At 65.4% G+C, this 25,275-nt stretch carries 17 protein-coding genes and 1 tRNA gene; 15 read left to right on the plus strand and 3 right to left on the minus strand.

What is annotated here, in order from left to right:
- Positions 1-106 precede the first annotated feature (106 nt).
- The 9 genes from EO170_RS03740 (at position 107) to EO170_RS03780 (ending at position 17,955) form a co-directional block, all read left to right on the plus strand.
- Complete coding sequence (locus EO170_RS03740) at positions 107-2,365, plus strand: cellulase (protein WP_126942558.1); 2,259 nt, start codon at positions 107-109, stop codon at positions 2,363-2,365.
- A 106-nt stretch (positions 2,366-2,471) separates the two neighbouring features.
- On the plus strand, positions 2,472-4,388 hold the full coding sequence (locus EO170_RS03745) for a sialate O-acetylesterase (protein WP_126942561.1): 1,917 nt from the start codon (positions 2,472-2,474) through the stop codon (positions 4,386-4,388).
- A gap of 83 nt (positions 4,389-4,471) precedes the next feature.
- Complete coding sequence (gene galD / locus EO170_RS03750) at positions 4,472-6,142, plus strand: GH35 family beta-galactosidase GalD (RefSeq protein WP_126942795.1); 1,671 nt, start codon at positions 4,472-4,474, stop codon at positions 6,140-6,142.
- Between the two features lie 122 nt (positions 6,143-6,264).
- Positions 6,265-9,168: a TIM-barrel domain-containing protein gene (locus tag EO170_RS03755; RefSeq protein WP_126942564.1), complete on the plus strand. Its 2,904-nt coding sequence runs from the start codon at positions 6,265-6,267 to the stop codon at positions 9,166-9,168.
- Positions 9,169-9,259: 91 nt separating this feature from the next.
- A complete protein-coding gene (locus tag EO170_RS03760) occupies positions 9,260-11,632 on the plus strand; it encodes a glycoside hydrolase family 95 protein (protein ID WP_164740891.1) in 2,373 nt (790 codons plus the stop codon).
- Positions 11,629-13,122 carry a xylulokinase gene (xylB, locus tag EO170_RS03765; RefSeq protein ID WP_126942570.1) on the plus strand — a complete coding sequence of 498 codons (1,494 nt, stop codon included), beginning with the start codon at positions 11,629-11,631 and terminating at the stop codon, positions 13,120-13,122. The genes EO170_RS03760 and xylB overlap by 4 nt, the downstream gene beginning before the upstream one ends.
- Positions 13,123-13,169: 47 nt before the next feature.
- Positions 13,170-14,507 (plus strand): xylose isomerase, encoded by a 1,338-nt coding sequence (gene xylA / locus EO170_RS03770; RefSeq protein ID WP_126942573.1) that lies wholly within the window; start codon positions 13,170-13,172, stop codon positions 14,505-14,507.
- A gap of 87 nt (positions 14,508-14,594) precedes the next feature.
- A complete protein-coding gene (locus EO170_RS03775) occupies positions 14,595-16,022 on the plus strand; it encodes a sugar porter family MFS transporter (RefSeq protein WP_164740892.1) in 1,428 nt (475 codons plus the stop codon).
- A gap of 385 nt (positions 16,023-16,407) precedes the next feature.
- A complete protein-coding gene (locus tag EO170_RS03780) occupies positions 16,408-17,955 on the plus strand; it encodes an MASE1 domain-containing protein (RefSeq protein ID WP_126942579.1) in 1,548 nt (515 codons plus the stop codon).
- Here EO170_RS03780 and EO170_RS03785 read toward each other — a convergent pair.
- Both EO170_RS03785 and EO170_RS03790 read right to left on the minus strand, forming a co-directional pair.
- A complete protein-coding gene (locus EO170_RS03785; RefSeq protein ID WP_104582929.1) occupies positions 17,900-18,394 on the minus strand; it encodes a hypothetical protein in 495 nt (164 codons plus the stop codon). The two genes, EO170_RS03780 and EO170_RS03785, sit on opposite strands and share 56 nt — an antisense overlap.
- A gap of 189 nt (positions 18,395-18,583) precedes the next feature.
- Complete coding sequence (locus tag EO170_RS03790) at positions 18,584-18,808, minus strand: hypothetical protein (protein ID WP_126942582.1); 225 nt, start codon at positions 18,806-18,808, stop codon at positions 18,584-18,586.
- 218 nt (positions 18,809-19,026) lie between these two features.
- On the opposite strand from EO170_RS03790, the gene EO170_RS03795 reads away from it, so the two are divergent.
- The gene (locus tag EO170_RS03795; RefSeq protein WP_126942585.1) at positions 19,027-20,187 is read left to right on the plus strand and encodes an N-acetylmuramoyl-L-alanine amidase; all 1,161 of its coding nucleotides are present in this window, start codon (positions 19,027-19,029) and stop codon (positions 20,185-20,187) included.
- Between the two features lie 35 nt (positions 20,188-20,222).
- Positions 20,223-21,146 carry a GTP cyclohydrolase FolE2 gene (gene folE2 / locus EO170_RS03800; RefSeq protein WP_126942588.1) on the plus strand — a complete coding sequence of 308 codons (924 nt, stop codon included), beginning with the start codon at positions 20,223-20,225 and terminating at the stop codon, positions 21,144-21,146.
- A 435-nt stretch (positions 21,147-21,581) separates the two neighbouring features.
- Here the strand turns inward: folE2 and EO170_RS03805 are convergent.
- Positions 21,582-21,656, minus strand: a tRNA-Glu gene (locus EO170_RS03805).
- A 47-nt stretch (positions 21,657-21,703) separates the two neighbouring features.
- On the opposite strand from EO170_RS03805, the gene pcnB reads away from it, so the two are divergent.
- The 4 genes from pcnB to panC are packed head-to-tail and all read left to right on the plus strand — an operon-like array spanning position 21,704 to position 25,250.
- Positions 21,704-23,071: a polynucleotide adenylyltransferase PcnB gene (gene pcnB, locus EO170_RS03810; RefSeq protein WP_104582933.1), complete on the plus strand. Its 1,368-nt coding sequence runs from the start codon at positions 21,704-21,706 to the stop codon at positions 23,069-23,071.
- A 3-nt stretch (positions 23,072-23,074) separates the two neighbouring features.
- Complete coding sequence (gene folK, locus EO170_RS03815; RefSeq protein WP_126942591.1) at positions 23,075-23,560, plus strand: 2-amino-4-hydroxy-6-hydroxymethyldihydropteridine diphosphokinase; 486 nt, start codon at positions 23,075-23,077, stop codon at positions 23,558-23,560.
- Positions 23,561-23,595: 35 nt separating this feature from the next.
- Complete coding sequence (gene panB, locus EO170_RS03820; RefSeq protein WP_115676799.1) at positions 23,596-24,411, plus strand: 3-methyl-2-oxobutanoate hydroxymethyltransferase; 816 nt, start codon at positions 23,596-23,598, stop codon at positions 24,409-24,411.
- Positions 24,408-25,250, plus strand: a complete 843-nt coding sequence (gene panC, locus EO170_RS03825) for a pantoate--beta-alanine ligase (RefSeq protein WP_115676800.1) — start codon at positions 24,408-24,410, stop codon at positions 25,248-25,250. The genes panB and panC overlap by 4 nt, the downstream gene beginning before the upstream one ends.
- The last annotated feature ends 25 nt before the right edge of the window (positions 25,251-25,275 follow it).

Here is a 25,275-nt window from a genome sequence, read left to right on the forward strand (position 1 = left end):
GCGCCGTAGGAAGTGCGTCGCCGGTTCGGCGAGCTGTGCAGGCAGCCCGTCGGACCGGTGTTTTTCCTATCGACGGCATGCCGTCGATCGCAAGGGAGCCGGAGGAATGATCGCTGTAATCGATCCGCCTACTGTGCGCCGCGTTACCGCAGCGATGCGGCCGGTCCGTGCGTGGCTGGCACTGCTGTTGCTGTTGCCGTTTTCGATCCTGCCGCTGCAGGCTGCCGATCCGGCGGTGCAGGGGCCTTACCAGTGGCGCAGCGTCGCCATTGGCGGTGGCGGATTCGTCACCGGTGTGCTGTTCCATCCCGCCGAGCGCGATCTTGCGTATGCACGTACCGATGTCGGTGGTGCGTACCGCTGGGATGGGCGCGCGCAGCAGTGGGTGGCGCTGACCGATTGGCTGGGCGCCGACGACTGGAATCTGATGGGGATCGACGCGTTTGCGGTCGATCCTGCCGACCCGCAGGCGCTGTATCTGGCTGCGGGCACCTACATGCACGAACGTGCCGGCAATGCCGCGCTGCTGCGCTCGTTCGATCGCGGCCGCAGTTTCGAGCGTGCCGCGCTGCCGTTCAAACTCGGCGGCAATCAACTGGGCCGTTCCAATGGTGAACGCCTGGCGGTGGACCCGCACGACGGCCGTGTGCTGTTGTTGGGCTCACGCGATGCAGGCCTGTGGCGCAGCGACGATCGCGGCGCGCACTGGGCGCGGGTGGACGCATTTCCTGCCGAGGCCCTGGCAGGTGCAACCGCGCGCAATCATGTCGGACGCGAACAGGCAGTGGGCATTGCCTTTGTCGTTTTCGATGCCGCCAGTGGCCGCGACGGTCGGCCGACCCCGCGCATCTATGTCGGCGTGTCCACCGCGCAGACCAGCCTGTATGTCTCCGACGACGCCGGGCGCAGCTGGTCGGCAGTGGCCGGGCAACCCAGGGGCCTGCGTCCCAGCCATATGGCCGGTGGCAGCGATGGGCAGTGGTACCTGAGCTACGGCGACCAGCCCGGCCCGGATCTGATGGCCGGTGGCGCGCTGTGGAAGTACACCCCGGCGCTGGCGCGTTGGAGCGAGATCAGCCCGATCGCGCAGCCGGCCAGCGGCGATGGCTTCGGCTGGGGCGCGGTGGCGGTGGATCCGCAACAGCCGCAGGTGCTGCTGGCTAGCACGTTCCGCCGCCGTAGCCCGCGCGATGAGCTGTTCCGCAGCGTCGATGGGGGGCGCAGCTGGACGCCGTTGCTGGATGGCGCGCAGTTCGATCACGGCGATGCGCCGTGGACCGCGCACGCCACGCCGCACTGGATGGGCGCGCTGGCGATCGATCCGTTCGACAGCAACCACGCCCTGTTCGTCACCGGCTACGGCATCTGGGCCTCGCGCAATCTGCAGCGGTTCTCTGCGCAGCAGCCGTTGCAGTGGTGGTTCCAGGATCGCGGGCTGGAAGAGACCGTGCCGCTGGATCTGCTCAGCCCGATGGCCGGCGCGCATCTGCTCAGCGCACTCGGCGATATCGACGGTTTTCGGCACGACGATCTGGAACGTGCGCAGCTGCAGTACGCCGGCCCGCGCCTGACCAATGGCGAAAGCATCGACACCGCCGGGCAGGCCGCGCAGTGGGTGGTGCGCAGCGGCACCGTGCGTGATCGCCGCAACAACGAGATCCGTGCGCTGTATTCGCGTGATGGCGGCGCGCAGTGGACGGCATTCGCCAGCGAGCCGCCGGCCGGGCAGGGCGCCGGCAACATCGCCATTGCCGCCGATGCCTCGCAGGTGGTGTGGGCGCCGGACGCCGGCGGCAACTGGCGCACAGCCGATTTCGGCAAGCACTGGCAGCGTGTACAGGGGCTGCCCGAGACCGCAGTGGCAGTGGCCGATCGCGTCGATGCGCAGCGTTGGTACGCAGTGGATACCGCCAGCGGGCGCCTGTTCGAGAGCCGCGATGGCGCAGCGAGCTTTCGCGACACCGGTGCCCAGGTCGGCAGCCCGGCGCGCGACGAGCGTGCGCGTCCGCAGCTGCGCCCGGATCCATGGCGGGCGGGGGTGGTGTATCTGGCCAGCCCCACGCTGGGCGTGATGCGCTGGCAGGGCGGGCGTTTGCAGACCTTGTCCAAACCGGACCAGGCGCGTTCGCTGGGCATCGGCAAGGCGTTGCACGCGGGCGCACCGCCGGCGCTGTATCTGGCCGGCCGCGTGGATGGGGTGGACGGCGTGTTCCGCTCCGACGACGAAGGCGCGCAGTGGTTGCGCATCAACGACGACGCGCACCGGTTCGGCAAGCCGTACAGCGTCACCGGCGATCCGCGCATCCCCGGGCGCGTGTACTTCGCCACCGGTGGGCGTGGCATCTTCTACGGCGATCCACGATGAGCGCTGCGTCGCTGCGCGCGTCATCGCGCTGTCTTACCGTGTACGGCGGCGTGCGTCGTCGTATCGCTGCGCGCCGATTGGTCGCGCCGTCCCTGGAGATCATTGCATGAGCGCTTCCCTTATCTGTCGTGGCTGCCTGTTGGGCCTGGTCCTGGCCAGCCCCACCGCATTGGCACAACCGAGCTTGCCGTTGTTGTTTGCCGATGGCGCGGTACTGCAGCGCGATCAGGCCATGCCGGTGTGGGGTTGGGCCACGCCCAATGCCGACATCATGGTCAGCTTCGACGGCAAGCGGGCCACCGCCAAGGCCGATGCCAAGGGCCAGTGGAAGGTCAGCCTGCCCGCGCACAAGGCCGGTGGCCCCTATGTGCTGAGCGTGCAGGGCGACGGCGGCCAATTGCAGGTGCGCGATGTGCTGGTCGGCGATGTGTGGCTGGCCAGCGGGCAATCCAACATGGAGTGGCCGTTGGCGCAGGCCAGCGATGGTCCGCAGGCGGTGGCCGCGGCCAACGACCCGCAGTTGCGGCACTTCAAGGTGCCCAAGTCGTGGTCGCTGCAGCCGGAAGCGCGCCTGACCGGCGGCGACTGGAAGGCTGCCACGCCGGACAACGCCGGCGAGTTCACCGCAGTGGGGTATTTCTTCGCCAGGGAGCTGCGCGCCAGCACCGGCGTGCCGATCGGCATCGTCAACAGCACCTGGGGCGGCAGCGCGATCGAGGCGTGGATGGACGCGGCCTCGCTGGGCTTGAATGGCGAGAAGAACCAGGGCGCGATCGAGGCGATCAAGCAGCGCGATGCCGCCGCGCAGGCCGCCACCGGCAAGCGCATCGCGCGCTGGCCCAAGGTCGATGGCGACATGCCGCAGTGGCGCCAAGCGTCGTTCGACGACAGCGACTGGGACAGCATCCCGACCAGCCAGCAATGGGAATCCAGCGGCTATGACGGCATGGACGGCATCGCCTGGTATCGCACCACGGTCACCCTGAGCGCTGCCGAGGCCAAGGCCGGTATCGAACTGGGCGTGGGCCAGATCGACGACTCGGACATCACCTACGTCAATGGCCAGCAGGTCGGCACGACCGAAAAACAGTGGAACCTGCCGCGCGTCTACCAGGTGCCTGCCTCCGCCTTGCATGCAGGCGTCAACCACATCGCGGTGCGGGTGGAAGATCTCAGTGGCGGCGGCGGCATGCATGGCCCGGACGCGCAGCGCTTCGTACAGACCGGCGCCGGTGCCAAGCGCGCGTTGGGCGGCTGGAAGTTCCGTCCCGCCGCCGTGCGCGTGTCGCTGGCCGACAACAAGAATCAGCTGCCCACGCTGCTGTACAACCAGATGATCCATCCGCTGCAGCCGTTCCCGGTCAAGGGCGTGATCTGGTACCAGGGCGAGACCAATGCCAGTGAGGCCGGCGCGGTGAAATACCGCGAGCAGTTCGCCGCGATGATCCAGCAATGGCGCGCCGAGCGCGGCGCGAAAACGCTGCCGTTCCTGTGGGTGCAGCTGGCCAACTTCAAGGCCGGTGGCGACAGGGGCGAGCTGAGCCCGTGGGCGCTGTTGCGCGAGTCGCAGTCCAAGACGCTGGCGCTGCCGGCAACCGGGCAGGCGGTGATCATCGATATCGGCAACCCCACCGATATCCATCCCACCAACAAGCGCGATGTCGGCCATCGACTTGCGATTGCTGCACGTCATGTGGCGTACGGCGAAACGCTGGTGTACAGCGCGCCGGTGTTCAAGCAGGCGCGCTTTGACCAGGGCCAGGCCGTGCTGCGCTTCGATCTGCAGGGCAGTGCCTTGCAGGTGCGAAATGGTGGCGACGTGCAGGGCTTCCGCGTCGCCGGTGCCGACAAACACTTCCATCCGGCCACCGCGCGCATCGACGGCGATCGGGTGATCGTGCGCAGCGACGCGGTGGCTGCACCGGTCGCGGTGCGTTACGGCTGGAGCGAAAACCCGGAAGACGCCAACCTGGTCAATCGCGAACACCTTCCTGTTTCCCCCTTCCGCACCGATACCTGGTGACACGGAGTCTTATGTCCATGCATTCCCCCGTTGCACGTGTGATTACTCCTTCCACTACACGCCGCTCCCTGCGTCCGCTGCTGCTGTCCGCGCTGACGCTGGCACTGGCTGCGTGCCAATCCGGCGAGCAGGACGACAAAGCCAAGCCGGCCGCAGTCGCACCGACTGCCGGCACCGCAGCGACCGCACCTGCCACGGCAGCGGCGCCGGCTGCGCAGACGCCGATGCCGCAGTTCGTCAGCAAGGACGGCAAGCACGCGTTGATGGTCGATGGGGCGCCGTTCCTGATCCTGGGCGCGCAGGTCAACAACTCCAGCAACTATCCCGGCGTGATGGACAAGGTGTGGCCGGCGATGCAGGTGCTGGGTACCAACACCGTGCAGGTGCCGATCGCCTGGGAGCAGGTCGAGCCGGAAGAAGGCAAGTTCGATTTCTCCTTCGTCGATACGCTGCTCACGCAAGCGCGCGAGCACAAGGTGCGGTTGGTGCTGCTGTGGTTTGCGACCTGGAAGAACAACGGCCCGGCGTACACGCCGCACTGGGTCAAGACCGACAACCAGCGCTTCCCGCGCGTGGTGACGCGCGAGGGCAAGGCGATCGGGTCGCTGTCGCCGCATGCGCAGGCCACCCTGGATGCCGACCGCAAGGCCTTCGTGGCCTTCATGCAGCATCTGAAGCAGGTCGATCCGCAGCACACCGTGATCATGATCCAGCCCGAGAACGAGCCGGGCACCTACGGCAGCGTGCGCGACTTCTCGCCGATGGCGCAGAAGCTGTTCGACGGCCCGGTGCCGGACGCACTGCTCAAGCGCCTGAACAAGCAGCCGGGCAGCTGGGCACAGGTGTTCGGTGCCGATGCGGACGAGATCTTCCATGCCTGGTCGATCGGTCGCTATATCGACCAGGTGGCCGAGGCCGGCAAGGCCGAATACCCGCTGCCGATGTACGTCAATGCCGCGCTGCGCGGCCCGTTCAATCCCGGCCAGCCCGGCCAGTACGCCAGCGGCGGCCCCACCGACAACGTGCTGGACGTGTGGAAGGCGGCCGGCCCGCATATCGACCTGCTCGCGCCGGATATCTACATGCCCGAGTACCGCACCTACACCACGGTGCTGGAACGCTACGCCCGCCCGGACAATGCGCTGTTCGTCGCTGAAACCGGCAACCGCCCCGAATACGCACGTTACCTGTTCCCCGCGCTGGGCCACGACGGCATCGGCTGGTCGGCGTTCGGCATGGATTACACGCGCTATTCCAACTACCCGTTGGGTGCCAAGCACGTCAACGAAGAAACCCTGGCGCCGTTCGCGCTGGGCTTTGACCTGGTCAAGCGCGGCATGCGGCCGTTCGCCAAGGCCGCCTCCGAAGGCAAGCTGCACGGCACCGCCGAAGAACCCGGCCAGGCGGTGCAGGAGCTGAAGCTCAACGACCGCTGGAGCGCCACCATTACTTACGGCGTGCCGCAGTTCTGGTTCAAGGGCGAGCCGCCGGGCAACCCGGAGCCGATCGGTGCTGCGCTGATCGCCGAGTTGGGTCCGGACGAATTCCTGGTCACCGGCTATCACGTGCGCGTGACCCTGCATCCGGCCAGCGAGGCGACCGCCAACATGCTCTACGACCGCGTCGAGGAAGGCGTCTACGAAGGCAGCGACTGGAAGTTCGAGCGCAACTGGAATGGCGACCAGACCGATTACGGTGTCAATTTCTCCAGCGCGCCGCAGCTGCTGAAGATCAAGCTGGCCACCTACAAATAAGCCTGCTCGGCCGCGTGCTGCACAGCCCCACCGCCGCGCAGCACGCGGTCCGCCAGGCTGAATCCAATGAACCATGCGCTGCCGCCCCCGCGGCACCGTTTCGTAATTCCAAGGGAGTGAACATGCAAACCATCAACCGTTCCGCCGGCCATGCGCCTGCCACCCGACGTACACCGCTTGCCCAGTGCCTGGCGTTGTCGCTGGCCTTGCTGGCCAATGCCGCGCACGCGCAGGAAGTGCGCAAGGCCGCCGACGGCGTCACCGTGGTGCCGAGCGCCAAGGGCGCCGCACCGGTACGTCTGCAGGTCGTCGACGCCGGCATCATCCGCGTCAGTGCCGACCCGGATGGCGACTTCGCGCGCAGCCCCAGCCTGATGCGCGTGCCAGTGCAGGGCGATGGCAGCTTCCAGCTGGCCGAGCAGGGCGACAGCGTGCAGCTGAAGACCGGCAAGGTCACCGCCACCGTCTCCACCGTCGATGGCCACGTCAGCTTTGCCGATGCCAATGGCAGGCCGGTGTTGTCGGAAGTGGCCGGCGGGCGCAGCTTTGCCCCGCTGAAGGTGGAAGGCAAGCAATACCTGACCGTGCGTCAGCGTTTCCAGTCGCCCGACGACGAAGCGCTGTACGGCTTCGGCCAGCACCAGCAGGGCTGGATGAACCAGAAGGGCCGCAACGTCGAGCTGCAGCAGAACAACATCGACATGGCGGTGCCGTACCTGGTGTCCAGCCGCAACTACGGCCTGCTGTGGGACAACAACTCGATCAGTCGCCTGGGCGACCCGCGTGGCCTGCAGCCGCTGCCCAAGACGCTGAAGTTGTACGACGCCAAGGGCAGGGCCGGTGCGCTGACCGCGCGTTATGCGATCGATGGCAAGCAGATCGTCGAACGTCGCGAGAGCGAGGTGAACTACCAGTACCTCAGCGACTTGACCAAGTATCCGAAGAAGGCGATCACCAAGGACAAGAACAGCCGCATGCAGGTCACCTGGGAGGGGCAGATCGAAGCACTCACCGGTGGCGAGCACACCTTCTCGCTGTATTCGAGCGAGTACGCCAAGCTGTACGTGGACGGCAAGCTGATCGTCGATCGCTGGCGCCAGAACTGGAACCCGTGGAATCACGAGTTCAAGCTGGCGCTGGAGCCGGGCACGCGCCACACCGTCAAGGTCGAGTGGGACCTGATCGACCCCAGCTACATCGCGCTGCTGCATCGCGACCCGCTGCCGGCCGCCGAAGCGAAGGACCTGTCGCTGTGGTCCGAAGCCGGCCAGATGATCGACTACTACTTCGTCTCGGCCGATTCGTACGACCAGGCCGTGGCCGGCTATCGCGAACTCACCGGCAAGTCGGTGATGCTGCCCAAGTGGGCGTATGGCTTCTGGCAGAGCCGCGAGCGTTACAAGAGCCAGGACGAGCTGGTCGGCGCGGTGGCCGAATACCGCAAGCGCAAGCTGTCGCTGGACAACATCGTGCTCGACTGGTCGTACTGGCCCGAGAATGCCTGGGGCTCGCACGATTTCGACCCGCAGCACTTCCCCGATCCGGACGGCATGGTCAAGGCCGTGCATGACATGCATGCGCAGATCATGATTTCGATCTGGCCCAAGTTCTATCCCACCACCGCCAACTACAAGGAACTGGACGCTGCCGGTTTCATGTACAAGCGCAATGTCGAAGTCGGTGAGCTGGACTGGATCGGCAAGGGCTACAAGAACTCGTTCTACGACCCGTACTCGGAAAAGGCCCAGGCCATCTTCTGGCGCCAGGTCAACGAAAAGCTCAACAGCAAGGGTTTCGATGCCTGGTGGATGGACGCCGACGAACCGGACGTGCATTCCAACCTGGACATCGGCGAGCGCAAGGCACGCACCACCCCCAATGCGCTGGGCTCGTCCACCGAGTACTTCAATTCCTACCCGCTGCCGCACACCCATGGCGTGTACGTGGGCGACCGCGCGGCCGACGACAAGCGCGTGTTCATCCTCTCGCGCAAGGGCTATGCCGGCACCCAGCGCAATGCAGTGGCGGTGTGGAGCGGCGACATCGTCTCGCGTTGGGACGACATGCGCGACCAGATCTCCGGGGGCGTCAACATGGCGCTGTCGGGCCTGCCCAACTGGACCTTCGACATCGGCGGTTTTGCGGTGGAGAAGCGCTACGAGAACCAGGACCCGGCGCATCTGCCGGAATGGCGTGAGCTCAACACGCGCTGGTTCCAGTTCGGTGCGTTCGTGCCGATCTTCCGCTCGCACGGCCAGTTCCCGTATCGCGAAATCTGGAACATCGCCCCGGAAGGCACGCCGTTCTACGAGAGCATGGCGTACTACAACCGCCTGCGTTACGCGTTGCTGCCGTACATCTACAGCCTGGCCGGCGATACCTATCAGCGCGATGGCGTGATCATGCGCGGCATGATGATGGACTTCCCGAACGATCCCAAGGTCCGCGACATCAACGACCAGTACCTGTTCGGCCCGGCGTTCCTGGTCGCACCGGTGACCCGCTTCGGCGCCACCTCGCGGCAGGTGTATCTGCCGGCCGGCAGCAGCTGGCTGGATTTCGCCACCGGCAAGCGCTACGAGGGCGGCCAGAGCATCGAGGCGGCCGCGCCGATCGAGCGCATGCCGTTGTTCGTGCGCGCAGGCTCCATCGTGCCGACCGGCCCGGTGCAGGAATACGTGGATCAGAAGCCGGATGCGCCGCTCACCGTGGTGGTCTACACCGGCGCCGATGGCCAGTTCTCGCTGTATGAGGACGACGGCAAGGGCTACGGCTACGAGAAGGGCGAGTTCAGCCGCATCCCGTTGGTCTGGAACCAGGCCAAGGGCGAGCTGAGCATCGGCAAGCGCGAGGGCAGCTGGACCGGCATGCAGGCCAAGCGCACCATCAACGTGCGCTTCGTCGATGGCCCGCGCGACGACGCCGGTGCGCTCGAGCCCAAGACCGATACCAGCATCCAGTACGACGGCAAGCCGGTCAGCGTGTTGCAGCGCAAGATTGCGTCCGGCAAAGCGCGTCGTCGATGATCGCAGGCTGTCTTCAGTCGATGAGCAAGCAGATGCCGGAACGCCGCAAGGCAGTCGCGGGCGGTTCCGGTGAGGCAGCACGGCGGTGGCCGTGCTGACCCGTCGCGAACTGTGTAAGGCAACCGGGGCCGCGATTGCGGTCCTGGGCGCTGCACCGGTTGCCGTGCAGGCTGCCGCATCGTCCAGACACGCCGCGTTGCCGGCCGCGGCGCCCGCCGATGCCTTGCAGCTGTGGTACCGCGAACCGGCCAACGAGTGGGTGCAGGCGCTGCCGGTCGGCAATGGCCGGCTGGGCGCGATGGTGTGGGGCGGCATTGCCCACGAGCGCCTGCAACTCAACGAGGACACGCTGTACGCAGGCGGCCCGTACGACGCCACCAGCCCCGACGCGCTGGCGGCCCTGCCACAGGTGCGCGCGCTGGTGTTTGCCGGGCGCTATGCCGAGGCCGAGACACTGGCCGACGCCAAGCTGCTCTCGCGTCCGCTCAAGCAGATGCCGTATCAACCGCTGGGCGATCTGCTGCTGGACTTCGATCGTGCCGACGGCATCAGCGAGTATCGCCGCCAGCTCGATCTGGATACTGGCGTGGCCACCACCACCTTCCGCTCCGGCGGCGCGGTGCACACGCGCGAGGTGTTCGTGTCGGCGCAGTCGCAATGCATCGTGGTGCGCCTGTCCTGCGATCGGCCACGCGCAATTTCCCTGCGCGTGGGCATCGACAGCCCGCAGACCGGCGAGGTCATGGTGGAGCAGGGCGGGTTGCTGTTCAGCGGTCGCAACGGCAGTTTCGCCGGCATCGAGGGCAAGCTGCGTTTTGCCTTGCGCGTGCTGCCGCAGGTCAGCGGCGGCACGCTCAGTGGCCTGCGCGACCGTCTGCGCATCGAAGCGGCCGATGAAGTGGTGCTGCTGCTCACCGCCGCCACCAGCTACCAACGCTACGACGCTGTCGATGGCGACCCGCTCGCCTTGACCGCCGCAAGCATGCAGAGGGCGGGCAAACTGGATTACGCCGCATTGCTGCGTGCGCATCTGGCCGATCACCAGCGGCTGTTCCGGCGCGTGGCGATCGACCTGGGCAGCAGCGACGCGGCCAAGCTGCCCACCGACGAACGCGTGCAGCGTTTTGCGCAGGGCAACGACCCGGCACTGGCTGCGCTGTATCACCAGTTCGGCCGTTACCTGCTGATCTGCAGCTCGCGGCCCGGCACCCAGCCGGCCAATCTGCAGGGCATCTGGAACGACCTGATGCAGCCGCCGTGGGAAAGCAAGTACACCATCAACATCAACACCGAGATGAACTACTGGCCCAGCGAGGCCAATGCGCTGCACGAGTGCGTCGAACCGCTGGAAGCCATGCTGTTCGATCTGGCCAAAACCGGCGCGCACACCGCACGCGCGATGTACGACGCACCGGGTTGGGTGGTGCACAACAACACCGATCTGTGGCGCCAGGCCGGGCCGATCGATGGCGCCAAGTGGAGCCTGTGGCCGATGGGCGGCGTCTGGCTGCTGCAACAGCTATGGGACCGCTGGGATTACGGCCGCGACCGTGCCTATCTGGGCAGGATCTATCCCCTGTTCAAGGGCGCGGCGGAGTTCTTCGTCGCCACGCTGGTCAAGGATCCGCAGACCGGCGCGATGGTGACCAACCCCTCGATGTCGCCGGAAAACCAGCATCCGTTCAACGCCGCTCTGTGTGCCGGCCCCACGATGGATGCGCAGCTGCTGCGCGATCTGTTCGCCCAATGCATCGCGATGAGCAAGCTGCTCAAGGTCGACGCTGCCTTTGCGCAACGCCTGGGTGAATTGCGCGAGCAATTGCCGCCCAACCGCATCGGCAAGGCAGGGCAATTGCAGGAGTGGCAGCAGGACTGGGACATGCAGGCGCCGGAGATCCATCACCGCCACGTCTCGCATCTGTACGCGCTGCATCCATCCAGCCAGATCAATCTGCGCGATACGCCCGAGCTAGCGGCTGCCGCAAGGCGCACGCTGGAAACCCGTGGCGACAACACCACCGGCTGGGGCATCGGCTGGCGGCTGAACCTGTGGGCGCGGCTGGCCGATGGCGAGCATGCCTACCGCATCCTGCAACTGCTGATCTCGCCCGAACGCACCTACCCGAATCTGTTCGACGCGCATCCGCCGTTCCAGATCGACGGCAACTTCGGCGGCACCGCCGGCATCACCGAAATGCTGCTGCAAAGCTGGGGCGGCAGCGTGTTCCTGCTGCCCGCCCTGCCCAAGGCCTGGCCGCGCGGCAGTGTGCGGGGCTTGCGCGTGCGCGGCGGCGCCAGCGTGGATCTGCACTGGGACGGCGGCCGCCTGCAGCAGGCCCGCGTGCACAGCGATCGTGGCGGGCGCTATCAACTGTCTTACGCAGGGCAGACCCTGGACCTGGAACTGGGCGCCGGTCGCACCCAGCAGGTGGGCCTCAACAACAACCGATTGGTGATGCAATGAGCTTGTACGTAGGACTGGATGTGGGCACGCAGAGCGTCAAGCTGGTCGCCTACGATCCGCAGGAGCGCGCCGTGGTCGCCACGATCGCCGCGCCGATGGAGCTGATCAGCCGTGACGATGGCACCCGTGAGCAGCAGGCGCAGTGGTGGATCGACGGCATCGTGCATTGCTTCGCCCAGCTCGATGGCGAGCAGCGTGCACGGGTGCGCGGTATTTCGGTCTCCGGCCAGCAGCACGGCTTCGTGCCGGTGGCCGCCGATGGCAGCGTCACCGCACCGGTGAAGCTGTGGTGTGACACCAGCACCGCGCTGGAATGCGACGAAATCATGGACGCGGTGGGTGGTGCGGCAGGCAGTGTGGCCGCCGCCGGCAACCCGATCATGGCCGGCTACACCGCCTCCAAATTGCCGTGGACGCGCAAGCATCGTCCCGAGGCGTACGCAGCGATGACCACGGTGATGCTGCCGCACGACTACGTGAACTTCTGGCTCACCGGCGAGCGCTTTGCCGAAGTCGGCGATGCCTCCGGCACCGGCTGGCTGGACGTGCGCACACGGCAGTGGTCCGAACGCATGCTCGGCGCGGTGGACGCACAGCGCGACCTGCGCGATGCATTGCCGCCGCTGGTGGAGACCGGCGCGGTCTATGCCTTGTCCAACGCAGCCGCCGACGCATTGAACCTGCCGGCCGGCGTGCGTGTCACCACCGGCGGCGGCGACAACATGATGGCCGCGATCGGCACCGGCAACGTGGTGCCCGGTCGCCTGACCATGAGCCTGGGCACCTCGGGCACCTTGTTCGCCTACGCCGATCACCCGGTGGTGGACGAGGACGCACGCTGGGCCGCGTTCTGTTCGTCCAGCGGCGGCTGGCTGCCGCTGATCTGCACCATGAACTGCACCGTCGCCACCGAGGCGGTGATGCGCATGTTCTCGATCACCCGCGAGCAGACCGAGGCCTTGATCGCCAGCACCACGCCGGGCGCCGATGGCCTGGTGCTGCTGCCGTTCTTCAACGGCGAGCGCACGCCCAATTTGCCGGACGCCCGCGGCTGCCTGTTCGGCATGGACCTGCACAACACCACCGCCGCGCATTTCTATCGCGCCGCGATGGAAGGGGCGACCTACAGCCTGCGCAACGGCTTCGATGCCTTTGTCGCGGCGGGTCTGCAGTTCGACACCATCCTGCTCACCGGCGGCGGAAGCAAGAGCGCGCAATGGCGGCAGATGGTGGCCGATATCTTCAACCTGCAGGTCGTGGTGCCGACCCAGCCCGAAGGCGCTGCCTTCGGTGCCGCATTGCAGGCCCTGTGGGCCTGCGATCGCGACGACGGCGGTGCGGACGCATTGTCGGATGTGGTGCTGGAGCATCTGCAGATCGACCAAGACCTGTCGGCGCGCCCGGATCCGCAGCGTGTGGCCCAGTACCAGCAGCACTACCAGAGCTTCCTCAAGCACCTGCAGGTGGTCAGCCCGCTCTACGCCGGCTGATCGACCCGCTTTCTACGACTCCCCCAGCAGCAAGGACATTCCACCCCATGAGCAACACCGTCTACATCGGCGCCAAAGAATATTTCCCCGGTATCGGCAAGATCGGCTTCGAAGGCCGCGACTCGGACAACCCGCTGGCCTTCAAGGTCTACGACGCCAACAAGCAGATCGGCGACAAGACCATGGCCGAGCACCTGCGCTTTGCCGTGGCCTACTGGCACAGCTTCTGCGGCAATGGCGCCGATCCGTTCGGCCCGGGCACGCGCGCATACCCGTGGGATATCGGCAACACCGCGTTGGACCGTGCCGAAGCCAAGGCCGATGCCGCGTTCGAATTCTTCACCAAGCTCGGCGTGCCGTATTACTGCTTCCACGACATCGACCTGTCGCCCGATGCCGACGACATCGGTGAGTACGAGCGCAACCTCAAACACATGGTCGGCATCGCCAAGCAGCGCCAGGCCGACACCGGCGTCAAGCTGCTGTGGGGCACCGCCAACCTGTTCTCGCACCCGCGCTACATGAACGGCGCATCGACCAACCCGGACTTCAACGTGGTGGCGCGTGCGGCGGTGCAGGTCAAGGCCGCGATCGATGCCACCGTCGAGCTGGGTGGCGAGAACTACGTGTTCTGGGGCGGCCGCGAGGGCTATGCCTGCCTGCACAACACGCAGATGAAGCGCGAGCAGGACAACATGGCGCGCTTTCTGACCCTGGCACGCGACTACGGCCGTGCGATCGGCTTCCAAGGCAACTTCCTGATCGAGCCCAAGCCGATGGAGCCGATGAAGCACCAGTACGACTTCGACAGCGCCACGGTGATCGGCTTCCTGCGCCAGCACGGCCTGGACCAGGACTTCAAGCTCAATATCGAAGCCAACCACGCCACGCTGTCGGGCCACAGCTTCGAGCACGACCTGCAGGTGGCAGCCGATGCAGGCCTGCTCGGCAGCATCGATGCCAACCGCGGCAACCCGCAGAACGGCTGGGATACCGACCAGTTCCCGACCGACCTGTACGACACCGTCGGCGCGATGCTGGTGGTGCTGCGCCAGGGCGGGCTGGCACCGGGCGGGCTGAATTTCGATGCCAAGGTGCGCCGCGAGTCGTCCGACCCGCAGGACCTGTTCCTGGCGCATATCGGCGGCATGGACGCGTTTGCACGCGGGCTGGAAGTGGCCAATGCGCTGCTGACGTCCTCGCCGCTGGAGCAGTGGCGCGCCGAGCGTTACGCCAGCTTCGACAGCGGTGCCGGCGCGGAGTTTGCCAACGGCAGCAGCACGCTGGTGGATCTGGCCCAGTACGCGGCCGGCAACGAACCCAAGCAACTCAGCGGCCGCCAGGAAGCCTACGAGAACCTGATCAATCAATATCTGACGCGTTGATGTCCCGTGGCCGGCGGCGCAGTGCGCGTCGCCGGCCGATGTCGGCCGCCCCCGTGGCCGCTCCTTTGCATGCTTCCAGGTGAACCCATGTCCAGTGTCTCCATAGACGGCGCCCCCGATGCCGGCGAGAACACCCGTTTCATCGTCCTGATCAGTTGCGTAGCCACGATCGGCGGTTTTTTGTTCGGTTTCGATAGCGGCGTGATCAACGGCACTGTCGATGGCCTGAAGCAGACCTTCAATTCCAGCGCCGCCGAGACCGGGTTCGAAGTCGCCTCGATGCTGCTGGGTTGCGCCATTGGCGCCTTCTTCGCCGGCCGTCTGGCCGACCGCTGGGGTCGCCGCGCGGTCCTGATCATTTCTGCGGCACTGTTCCTGCTCTCGGCCATTGGCGCCGGTGCCTCGCACAGTTCCGGCTTCTTCATCTTCGCCCGCGTGATGGGCGGCTTCGCGGTGGGCGCTGCCAGCGTCATCTCGCCGGCCTACATCGCCGAGGTGGCCTCCGCGCGCTATCGCGGCCGGCTGGCCACGATGCAGCAGATCGCCATTATCAGCGGGCTGTTCTGCGCGTTCCTGAGCAACTACCTGCTGGCCAACGCCGCCGGTGCCTCCACCGAGCCGCTATGGGCCGGGCAGGCCGCCTGGCGCTGGATGTTCTGGATGCAGGCGGTTCCCTCGCTGCTGTTCCTGTTGCTGCTGCTGGTCATCCCGGAGAGCCCGCGCTACCTGGTGGTCAAGGGCCGCCGCGAGCAGGCGCTGGTGGTCTTGAAGCGCCTGTACGGCAACGCCGCCGCGCAGACCAAGCTGGCCGAGATCTCGGCCTCGATGTCGGCCGACCAGCACAAACCCAAGTTCTCCGACCTCATCAACAAGGCCACCGGCAGGATCCGCCCGATCGTCTGGATCGGCGTGGGCCTGGCGGTGTTCCAGCAACTGGTCGGCATCAACGTGGTGTTCTATTACGGCGCCGTGCTGTGGCAGGCGGTGGGTTTCTCCGAACAGGACGCGCTGCTGATCAACGTGCTCTCCGGCGGCCTGAGCATCGGCGCCTGCCTGGTCACGGTGATGCTGGTCGACAAGATCGGCCGCAAGCCGCTGCTGTGGATCGGCTCGGCCGGCATGGCGGTCTCGCTGGCCCTGGTGACCTATGCCTTCGCCACCGCCTCGCTGGACCCCAATGGCAAGCTCGCCATGTCCGATGCCATGGGCATGCTCGCGCTGGTGGCCGCCAACGTCTACGTGGTGTTCTTCAATGCCTCGTGGGGCCCGGTGATGTGGGTGATGCTCGGCGAGATGTTCCCCAACCAGATCCGTGGCTCGGGCCTGGCCATTGCCGGCGCCGCGCAGTGGACCTCCAACTTCGCCATCACCGTCAGCTTCCCGATCCTGCTCGGCAGCATCGGTCTGGCCGGCGCCTACGGCATCTACACCGTCGCCGCGTTCATCTCGGTGTTCTTCGTGCTCAAGTACGTCTACGAGACCAAGGGCAAGGAGCTGGAGCAGATGGAGGGCTGATCTCTCCCGTTATGCTGATATCGGCATGGATGACGAACAAGGCCGCGCACTGCGCGGCCTTGTTCGTTGACGGTCTCGCCTGGCATCTTGCCGATGTCTCGCATGCCTGCATCGCCGCAAGCGTCTCAATCGAGCTAGCTGTCATCGTTGGGCTGGATGCGGTGCATGCGCCTCCTCGCGACTGCTCGCAGCTCTGGCCTCTGCTGTGTCAGGCGACCCGATTCCCGCGTGGCCCAACGCACCAGCAAAGTGCAATGCGGGTCTTCAACGGCGATAACCGCCTTGAAGGGCACCGGCTCTTTTTGCAAATTGTGCGCCACCGCTATACTCCACCAGGCAGTTTCCCTCCAGACTAGGGCGAATCGTGGAACCAAGGAGTGGTGGTATGGCAGTAGCTAAAGAGCTTGTCAGGGGCATGCTGATCAGCGTGTGCTACTGCTTGGTGTCTCTGATCCTCTGGCGCTTCTCCATTGACCAGTGGTATTTGCCAGTTGGCTTGCGGGTCGTCACTTTGCTGTTTCGACCGTATCGCGAATGGCCGTTCCTGTTAGCAGGAGACGCTGCGGCCATGTTGGTCTTGCGTATTCCGCTGGGCGAGCTGCAGGGGTTCAACCCGCTATGGGCTTACCTGAGTCCGTTCTTGCATGTTCCCTTGATTGCCAGCGGTGTTTTCCTGCTTCGTTACTATGTCCCTAATATTGTCAAGAAGCAGCACTGGCTTATTCCTGCCGCACTTGCGCTAGGGCTTTGGAATGCAGTCTGCAGTATGTTGTTAAATGAAACGCTTGGTGGTCCACCGATTTATCCTGTGATTGATCTGCTGCTGCTCTACTGTTCGGGTAGCTATCTTGGAATACTGATTTTGCTACTTCCCACGATGTTGTGGACCAGTTGGAATGACGGGCCAGTGCATTCCAGTCTGCCAAGAGATCTTGCTGTTGCGGTTGTTTTCATTCTAGGACTGTTCTTCAGCCTGGGTGTCTGGAGTAACCCATCGATTCGAAACATTTTGATGATCGCGATGCTTGTGCCAATGATCGTCATGACCTTCAGGCACGGATGGAAAGGTATCGCATTGGGGTCGCTACTTGCTAGCTTTGGGCTTGAGTTCTCTCTTCCCAGGGTCTATCAGGCGGGCTTCTTCGATCAGCATGTTTTCAATATTCAATTGCTCTATGGAGCCATGACAACTGCTCTCTTTATTTTTAACGCTCGCCTGCGTGAGTCTGCTCGCAATAATGTTTCGAATCGGGCAAAGGATGATGCCTTTCTATTCGCTCGCGCGAGCTATTCCAGTGCAGAACGTCTGTTGCGCAACCGCGTACTTGAATATTCTGATATCAATGTGCAGATCAACAGGATGCGCAAAGATGTCGTGGCTGATTTGAGGGCGAAAGGGCAGCACGCGATTGCAATGGAGATGACACGGGTTGGTGTGCTTGAGTCGCAGTTATTGCAGCAATATGTGGCCGCACTTTATCCTTTGGAAATCGAGACGCATGGGCTCTATCAAGCGTTGCGTTCGCCAGCACTTGAGCGTTTTTGTCAATCTCGGTTTCAACACGTGTTTCGCGGAGATTGCAAGAATCTGTCGTTGGCGCTACAGCTGAGCGCGTATCGCAGTGTGCTCAACTGTGTCGAGATCTTGCCGTCAGCAAGCAGGCATTTCATCCAGGCGCGTGCGTGGACAGGCAAAGGGGCTAGGGGGGTTGCGGTGCGTGTTATTGCGGATTCTTCGTCAGCTGAGCCGGCTGGACGCTACTCAGACGATGTCGAAGCCGAACTGGATGCACGATTGAAGGCGCATGGCGGCATGCTTCGCCGCCGCCATGCGTTGGTTGTGACATTCCTTGTTGCTGAGCCTGATTCCGTGGAGGTCAGGGGGAGACTATCCACTGGTCCCCAGCTGCTTCACGCCGGGTTAGTACCTTGAAGTTCCTTGTTTGATAGACGAGTCGCGCTTGATCGCGTTGGGTTACATCAAGTGTTGCCGGGTCATTTGAGCGCGTGCTTGCAGAAATCTTGTTTGCTGAAGGCAACACGACGCGCTCTACGTCCTTGCCCATTGGCAACGTCCAGAGGGCGTTGTCCACTCTCGCAACTACCGCGCGGACCACGCCGGTGACATCGTTGATTTGCAAGTAGGTGACTCCGTCGCGATGCAGTTCATATATGGCGAGCGATGGGTCAATGGCCAGGTTGGCGGCTTTGGGGTTGCTATCGCCAAGTCCTGTCATTGCATGCGCACCGATACCACCGCTAGAGGGGCAGCATTGAGCCATTGCCGCGCTCGAAGCGAAGAGTCCGACGATTAAACAAAAAGCCATAGGCCAGGTTTTTGCGTTCTTCATGATTTTGCCTTCCCCCTGCATGGGGCAACTCCGCCTGCGATTCAGGCGCTTATACGTTACGTGTTGAATGGCAGATTTTGTTGATTGTTTGTCGCAGAAAATCGCTGCGGCATACCGTCCGCCGATCAGCGAGGAACAGTCAACCGCATCCGCCGTTACCTGGACCTATCCGGTCAGGCGTGATGTGCAGCGCTGGAGCGCGCGTGCTATTTAGCGGCTCGGCTTGAGTTCGCCATCAGCACGCGCAAACCATCCAGTCACCCGCCGGTAATGACGTTCGCCCCAGCGGCGCAGGAATTGCTGGGTGTGGTGGTCGCCGAGGTCGTGCAGGCTCGCGAGACGTCGGGCGATGAAGGAGGCGGTCAGTGGCTGGCCGCAGTCGACCTCGATGCAGTGGCGCCAGGCGGTATAGCTGTCGGGGATGACGGGGGACATCGTGGCTCTTCGGCAAGAGTGAACGTGAGGGTGTAGGCGGGACACAACAGGCTTGCTTTTGCGCGGTAAATGTTACTTTATAACACTTCGTTCCGTCGTTCGTCTGGTCACATCGTGTCGCGCCCCTTACCAAAGAGCGTTGTTTGCCTGGCCACCATGCCGAACCTTCCATACTCGAATCGGCTCGGTGGCCGCGTCGATCCTCCGGAACCGGCCCGATGAGGCGGCGGCAGGTGTTGCGCACCGTCGGCGCAGCCTTGGTGCTGTCGCCGGGCCTTGCCCATGCGCAGTCGCTCCCGGCGCTGCGCAGCTGCAACCTGCAGCGCCAGGGTAGGGAACTGCAGCTTCGACTTGCATTGAGTACGCAGGTCGCCTACCGCAGCTTCAGCCTGTCCAATCCAGCGCGCTTGGTCATCGACTTGCCGGGCGTTTCGACACAGCCACCGCAGGTCGATCCATTGCCTGGCGGTCTCGCAGTCGTTGCCATCCGTAGCGGCCCGCATGGCGATGGGCTGCGCGTGGTGCTCGATCTGGTGCAGCCGCTGACAGCCACGGCGCGCTGGGAGGATGGTGCGCTGGTGCTCGATCTTGCTGCTGTGTCCGGTACTGCGTCGTTGTCCGCAGCCGATCCGACCGAGCCGGCCGTTGCGGCGGCTGCGCCCACGCGCTCCCGCCTGCATCCCTACGTGGTCGCCATCGACGCCGGTCATGGCGGCAAGGATCCCGGCGCGGTCAGTGCCGATGCGCGCTACGAAAAGCATGTGGCCATGGCGGTCGCGGGGCGGCTGCACCAGCGCCTGGCGGCCGACTCGCGTTACCGGCCGACCATGATCCGCAGCGACGATCGCTTCGTGGCGTTGCACGAGCGGGTGTTGATCGCCCATCGCCGCAATGCCGATCTGTTCGTGTCCATCCATGCCGATGCTGCGCCCAGCAGCCAGGCGCGCGGTGCTTCGGTGTTTGCGTTGTCGCAGAACGGCGCCAGCTCGGTATTGGCGCGCTGGATCGCCGACAGCGAAAACGCCGCCGACCAGATGGGCGACAGCGCGCGCCGTTTGCGGGTGCCCGGCAACCCGGTGTTGTCGCAAGTGCTGGCCGACCTTTCGCTGAGCGGCACCATCGCCAGCAGCGTGGCGTTCGGCAAGTTGATGCTCGGGCGGCTGCAGCAGGTGACGCGGCTGCATCAGGACGAGGTCGGGCAGGCCGGCTTTGCCGTGTTGAAGTCGCCGGATATTCCGTCGTTGCTGGTGGAAACCGGCTTCATGAGCAATCGCGACGATTGCCGGCGGCTGTGTGGCGATACGCATCAGGACGAACTGGCGCAAACGCTGCACGCCGGTATCGACGATTACTTCCAGATGTTCCCCGGTCGCGCCTGAGGCGCGATTCCCCCATCTCCTTCAACGAGCTTTCGATGTCCACCACGCTTCCCGATGTTGCCGTTACCGAACCGTCCACAGCGAGTGCGCCGCTGCGCTGGGTCGGCATGCAGGACATCGCCGTGCCGGTGCGCCTGGACGATGTCGAACCCGGCGGCAGCGTGGCGGCGCGTGCCGGCGTGCAGGTGGATCTGCCGCGCCCGGAACTCAAGGGCATCCATATGTCGCGCTTGTATCGCTTGCTGGATCGGCATCTGGAGCAGCCGGTGTCGCCGGCGATGGTGTCGCAGCTGCTGCAGGCGCTGATCGACAGTCATGCCGATTGCGGCAGCCGGGCGGCGCGGCTGACGCTGAGCTTTGAGCTGATGGTGCGGGTGCTGGCGCTGCGCAGCGAAGGACTGAGCGGCTGGCGCGCCTATCCGGTGCGCATCGATGCCCAGTCAAGTGCAGGCCGCACCCGGATCCAGTTGCAGGTCGAGGTGCTGTACGCCTCCACCTGTCCCTGTTCGGCGGCCTTGTCGCGCCAGTTGCTGAGCGGTGCGTTCTTGCAGCAACACGCAAGGCGCGATGCGTTGCCGGTCGAAGAGGTGGCGCAGTGGCTGCAACAGCACGGTTCGTACGCCACGCCGCACAGCCAGCGCAGCGTGGCGCAAATACGCGTGGAGCTGGGCGCGAGCTTGCCGCGTTTCGGTATCCGCGCGCTGGTCGGCCTGTGCGAGCAGGCGCTGGCGACGCCGGTACAGGCGGCGGTACGGCGTGTCGACGAGCAGGCGTTCGCCCGCTTGAATGGCGCCAACCTGATGTATGTCGAAGATGCCGCGCGGCGGTTGCGCAAGGTGCTGGCCGAGCACCATGCCGTTTTCCATGTGGCGGTGCGCCACCTGGAAAGTCTGCATGCCCACGACGCCGTCGCCGAAACCGACAGTGATGCCGGCATTTTTCATCCATTGGCCGAGTGAGGCGTTGCCATGCACTGCAAACATCCACGTCGATCTGCAATCGCTGCGCGCAAGTACGAGGGCGATCGCACGTGGCGCCGATGCGGACGCATTGTCGCGCAGGTCCATGTCCTGATCGGGCCGTACGTGATGTTTGTCGCGGGGTGATCGGCATCGGCCAGGCCGATGCGCCGCCCTCGCGTGGCAGCACATGCAGCCGCAGGCGTGGAGCGGGCGGCCGACTGCGCGGCTTGGTGCACGGGTGTTTGGCCCGCAACCGGCCTCAGCCAGTCGGCCCCCGGTGCATCGGATCGACGCAGTCGCCAAGGGCAACATGTTCGCCCGGGCGGGGAACGGGATCATCGCGCGCTGCCCGGCCAGCGGCAGTCACCGATGCCCGAAAACGCAAAAGCCCCGCAATGCGGGGCCTTGGCGTGTTCTGCAGCCAGACGACGGTGGTGCTCCCTAGGGGACTCGAACCCCTGTTTTAGCCTTGAGAGGGCCACGTCCTAACCATTAGACGAAGGGAGCGTTTGGTGCGTCTTGTGCAGCGCGCTAGTATAGTGCGCTCAAACCCGTTGGGCAATCCTGCAACACAAGACGGAAGCGCCATCATCGAATCCTCAGTTACATCTCCGTTCACGCTGCGCGTCATCCCACGCGATCAGCACACCATCTCGCGCAAGGACATCAGCCCCAACGCGTTGCGCGTGCTGTACCGCCTGCGCGAATCGGGCTTTGGTGCCTACCTGGTCGGCGGCGCGGTCCGCGACTTGCTGGTCGGCGGCCATCCCAAGGATTTCGACGTGGCCACCAGTGCCACGCCGGAAGAAGTCAAAGCGCTGTTCCGCAACTGTCGCCTGATCGGCCGCCGCTTTCGCCTGGCGCATGTGGTGTTCGGTCGCGAGATCATCGAAGTGGCCACGTTCCGCGCCAACATCGACGATGGCAGCGGCGACCGCGAACTGGATAACGGCCGCCTGGTGCGCGACAACGTCTACGGCACCATCGAAGACGATGCGATCCGTCGCGACTTCACCTGCAACGCCCTGTACTACGCGATCGAGGATTTCTCGGTACGCGATTACTGCGGCGGCTTCGAAGACGTGCAGGCGCGCCTGATGAAGCTGATCGGCGACCCGGAGCTGCGCTACCAGGAAGATCCGGTGCGCATGCTGCGCGCGGTGCGTCTGGCGGCCAAGTTGAACTTCGACATCGAAGCCGGCACCGCAGAACCCATCCCGCGCCTGGCCGGTCTGTTGTCCGAAGCGGCGCCAGCGCGCTTGTTCGAAGAGATTCTCAAGCTGTTCCTGTCCGGGCACGGCGTGGCCAGTTTCGAAGGCCTGGAGCGTTACGGCCTGCTTGGTGCGCTGTTCCCGGAAAGTGCGGCGGCTCTGAAATCCAACCGCAGTGGCGCACTGCGCGCCATGGTGCTGGAAGGCCTACGCAACACCGATGCGCGCGTGGCCAACGACGAACCGGTGTCGCCGGCGTTCCTGTTCGCCCTGCTGCTCTGGCCGGCGTTCTGCCGCACCTTGATGGGCCTGCAGGCGCAAGGCGTGCAGCCGGAGGACGCGCAGCGTCGCGCCGCCGACCGGGTCACCCTGCATCAGCTCGAACGCGTGGCGCTGCCGCGCCGTTTCTCGCTGCCGATGCAGGAAATCTGGCTGCTGCAGACGCGGTTCTCCTCGCGCCAGCGCAAGCGCGTGTTCCGCACCTTGTCGCATCCGCGTTTCCGCGCCGCGTTCGATTTCCTGGTGTTGCGCCAGTTCGCCTCGGCCGACCATGCCGCCGATGTCGAATTCTGGCGCGAGGCACAGAAGTCCTCCGGCCAGGAACTGGTCGATGCGATCGAAACCGCGCAGGCCGATCACGCCGGCGAGGAGGATGCACCGCGCAAGCGCCGCCGTCGCCGCCGTCGCACCGGCGCGCCCGCAGGCGAATAGGGCGTGCAGACCGCCTTTGTCGGCCTGGGCGCCAACCTGGGCCTGGCCGAGGCCAGCGTGCGCGCGGCCATCGCCGCGCTGGGCGAGCTGCCGCAGTCCACGCTGATTGCCGCCTCGCGCCTGTACCGCACGCCGGCCTGGGGCCGCGAAGACCAGCCCGATTTCATCAATGCCGTGGCGCAGCTGCGCACTGCGCTGTCGCCACTGCCGCTGCTGGAGGCCCTGCTCGGCATTGAGCAGGCCTTCGGTCGGCAGCGCGTGGACAGCGAGCGCTGGGGCCCGCGCACGCTGGACCTGGATCTGCTGCTGTACGCCGACCAGGTGATCGACCTGCCGCGTTTGCAGGTACCGCACCCGCATCTGCAGGCGCGCGCCTTTGCGCTGTTGCCGCTGTCCGAGCTTGCCCCGGACGCGATCATTCCGGGCCATGGAACAGTGCGACACGCCCTGCAGGCCATCGATGCCTGTGGGCTGGAGCCGATTGGGTAGATAATGGCCGGCTTATCACCCCACGTAATGACTTCATGAGCAGCCATACCGACAGCAAGCCCTGGACCGTGCCCGCCTTGGCGCAGGCCAAGCGCGAGGGTCGAAAACTGGTCATGTTGACCGCCTACGACGCCGGTTTCGCGCGGACCTTCGATGCCAACGGCGTCGACCTGATCCTGGTCGGCGATTCGCTGGGCATGGTGGTGCAGGGGCACGATTCCACCTTGCCGGTGACCACTGCGGACATGGTCTACCACACCGCCGCGGTGGCGCGGGTGCTGGAGCAGGCACTGCTGGTGGCCGATCTGTCGTTCCAGGCCGATGCCACGCCCGAACGCGCACTGGACGCTGCCACCCGGCTGCTGCAGGCCGGCGCGGAGATGGTCAAGATCGAGGGCGCCGGGCACAAGCTCGAGGTGATCCGCTATCTGGTCGAGCGCGAGATCCCGGTCTGCTCGCACCTGGGGCTGACCCCGCAATCGGTGCTGCGGTTTGGCGGTTACTCGGTGCAGGGGCGTGGCGAAGCCGGCGAGCAGTTGCGCCGCGATGCGCAGGCCGTGGTCGATGCCGGCGCCAGCCTGGTCGTGCTGGAATGCGTACCCACGCCGATCGCCGCACAGATCAGCGCCGAGCTGCAGGTGCCCACCATCGGCATCGGCGCCGGCCCCGGCTGCGATGGCCAGGTGCTGGTGATGCACGACATGCTGGGCCTGGACAGCGGACACCGCCGTCCCAAGTTCGTCAAGGATTTCCTCGCCGAAGGCGGCTCGGTGGCGGGCGCGGTGCGCGCTTACGCGCAGGCCGTGCGCGACGGCAGCTTCCCCGATGCAGCGCACGCGTACGCCGCATGATCCAGACCCTGACCGATCTTTCCACCCTGCGCGCGCTGGTCACCGGCTGGAAGCGTGAGGGCTTGCGGGTGGCGCTGGTGCCGACCATGGGCAACCTGCACGCCGGCCACTATTCGCTGGTGATGCTGGCGCGCCAGTACGCCGATCGGGTGGTGTCGAGCGTGTTCGTCAACCCGACCCAGTTCGGCCCCAACGAAGATTTCGCGCGTTACCCGCGCACGCCGGAGGCCGACCTGCGCGGCCTGGAAGACGCCGGCTGCGATGCACTGTGGTTGCCTGACGTGGACACCATGTATCCGCTCGGCACCGCGCTGGCCACGCCGATCCACGCGCCGGGCGTCAGCGACGTGCTCGAAGGGGTGTGCCGTCCCGGGCATTTCGATGGCGTGTGCACGGTGGTGGCGCGGCTGTTCAACCAGGTGCAGCCGGACGTGGCCGCCTTCGGCAAGAAGGACTATCAGCAGCTGGCGGTGATCCGCCAGATGGTGGCCGACCTGGCGTTTCCGATCGAGATCCTGGGCGGTAGCATCGTGCGCGAGGCCGATGGCCTGGCGATGAGCTCGCGCAACCAGTATCTGACGGCCGACGAGCGCCCGCGTTCGACGCAGATCCGCAAGGTGCTGCTGCAGATGCGCGACAGCTACGCCGCCGGCACCCCGCGTGCGCAGGTCGAACAGGCCGCCACCCAGGCGCTGGAACAGGCCGGTTTCCGCGTCGATTACGCGGTGGTGCGGCTGCCTGATCTGAGCGAGCCGGGCGATGGCCATGCCGGCGCGCGCGTGGCCTTGATCGCCGCCCGCCTGGGCGCCACGCGGCTGATCGACAACCTGGAATTCTGAGCGGTCCCCATGCCGCTGCAAGCGC

This window comes from Xanthomonas sp. BRIP62409 (assembly GCF_003992965.1).
GTDB classification, from domain to species: Bacteria; Pseudomonadota; Gammaproteobacteria; order Xanthomonadales; family Xanthomonadaceae; genus Xanthomonas; species Xanthomonas euroxanthea.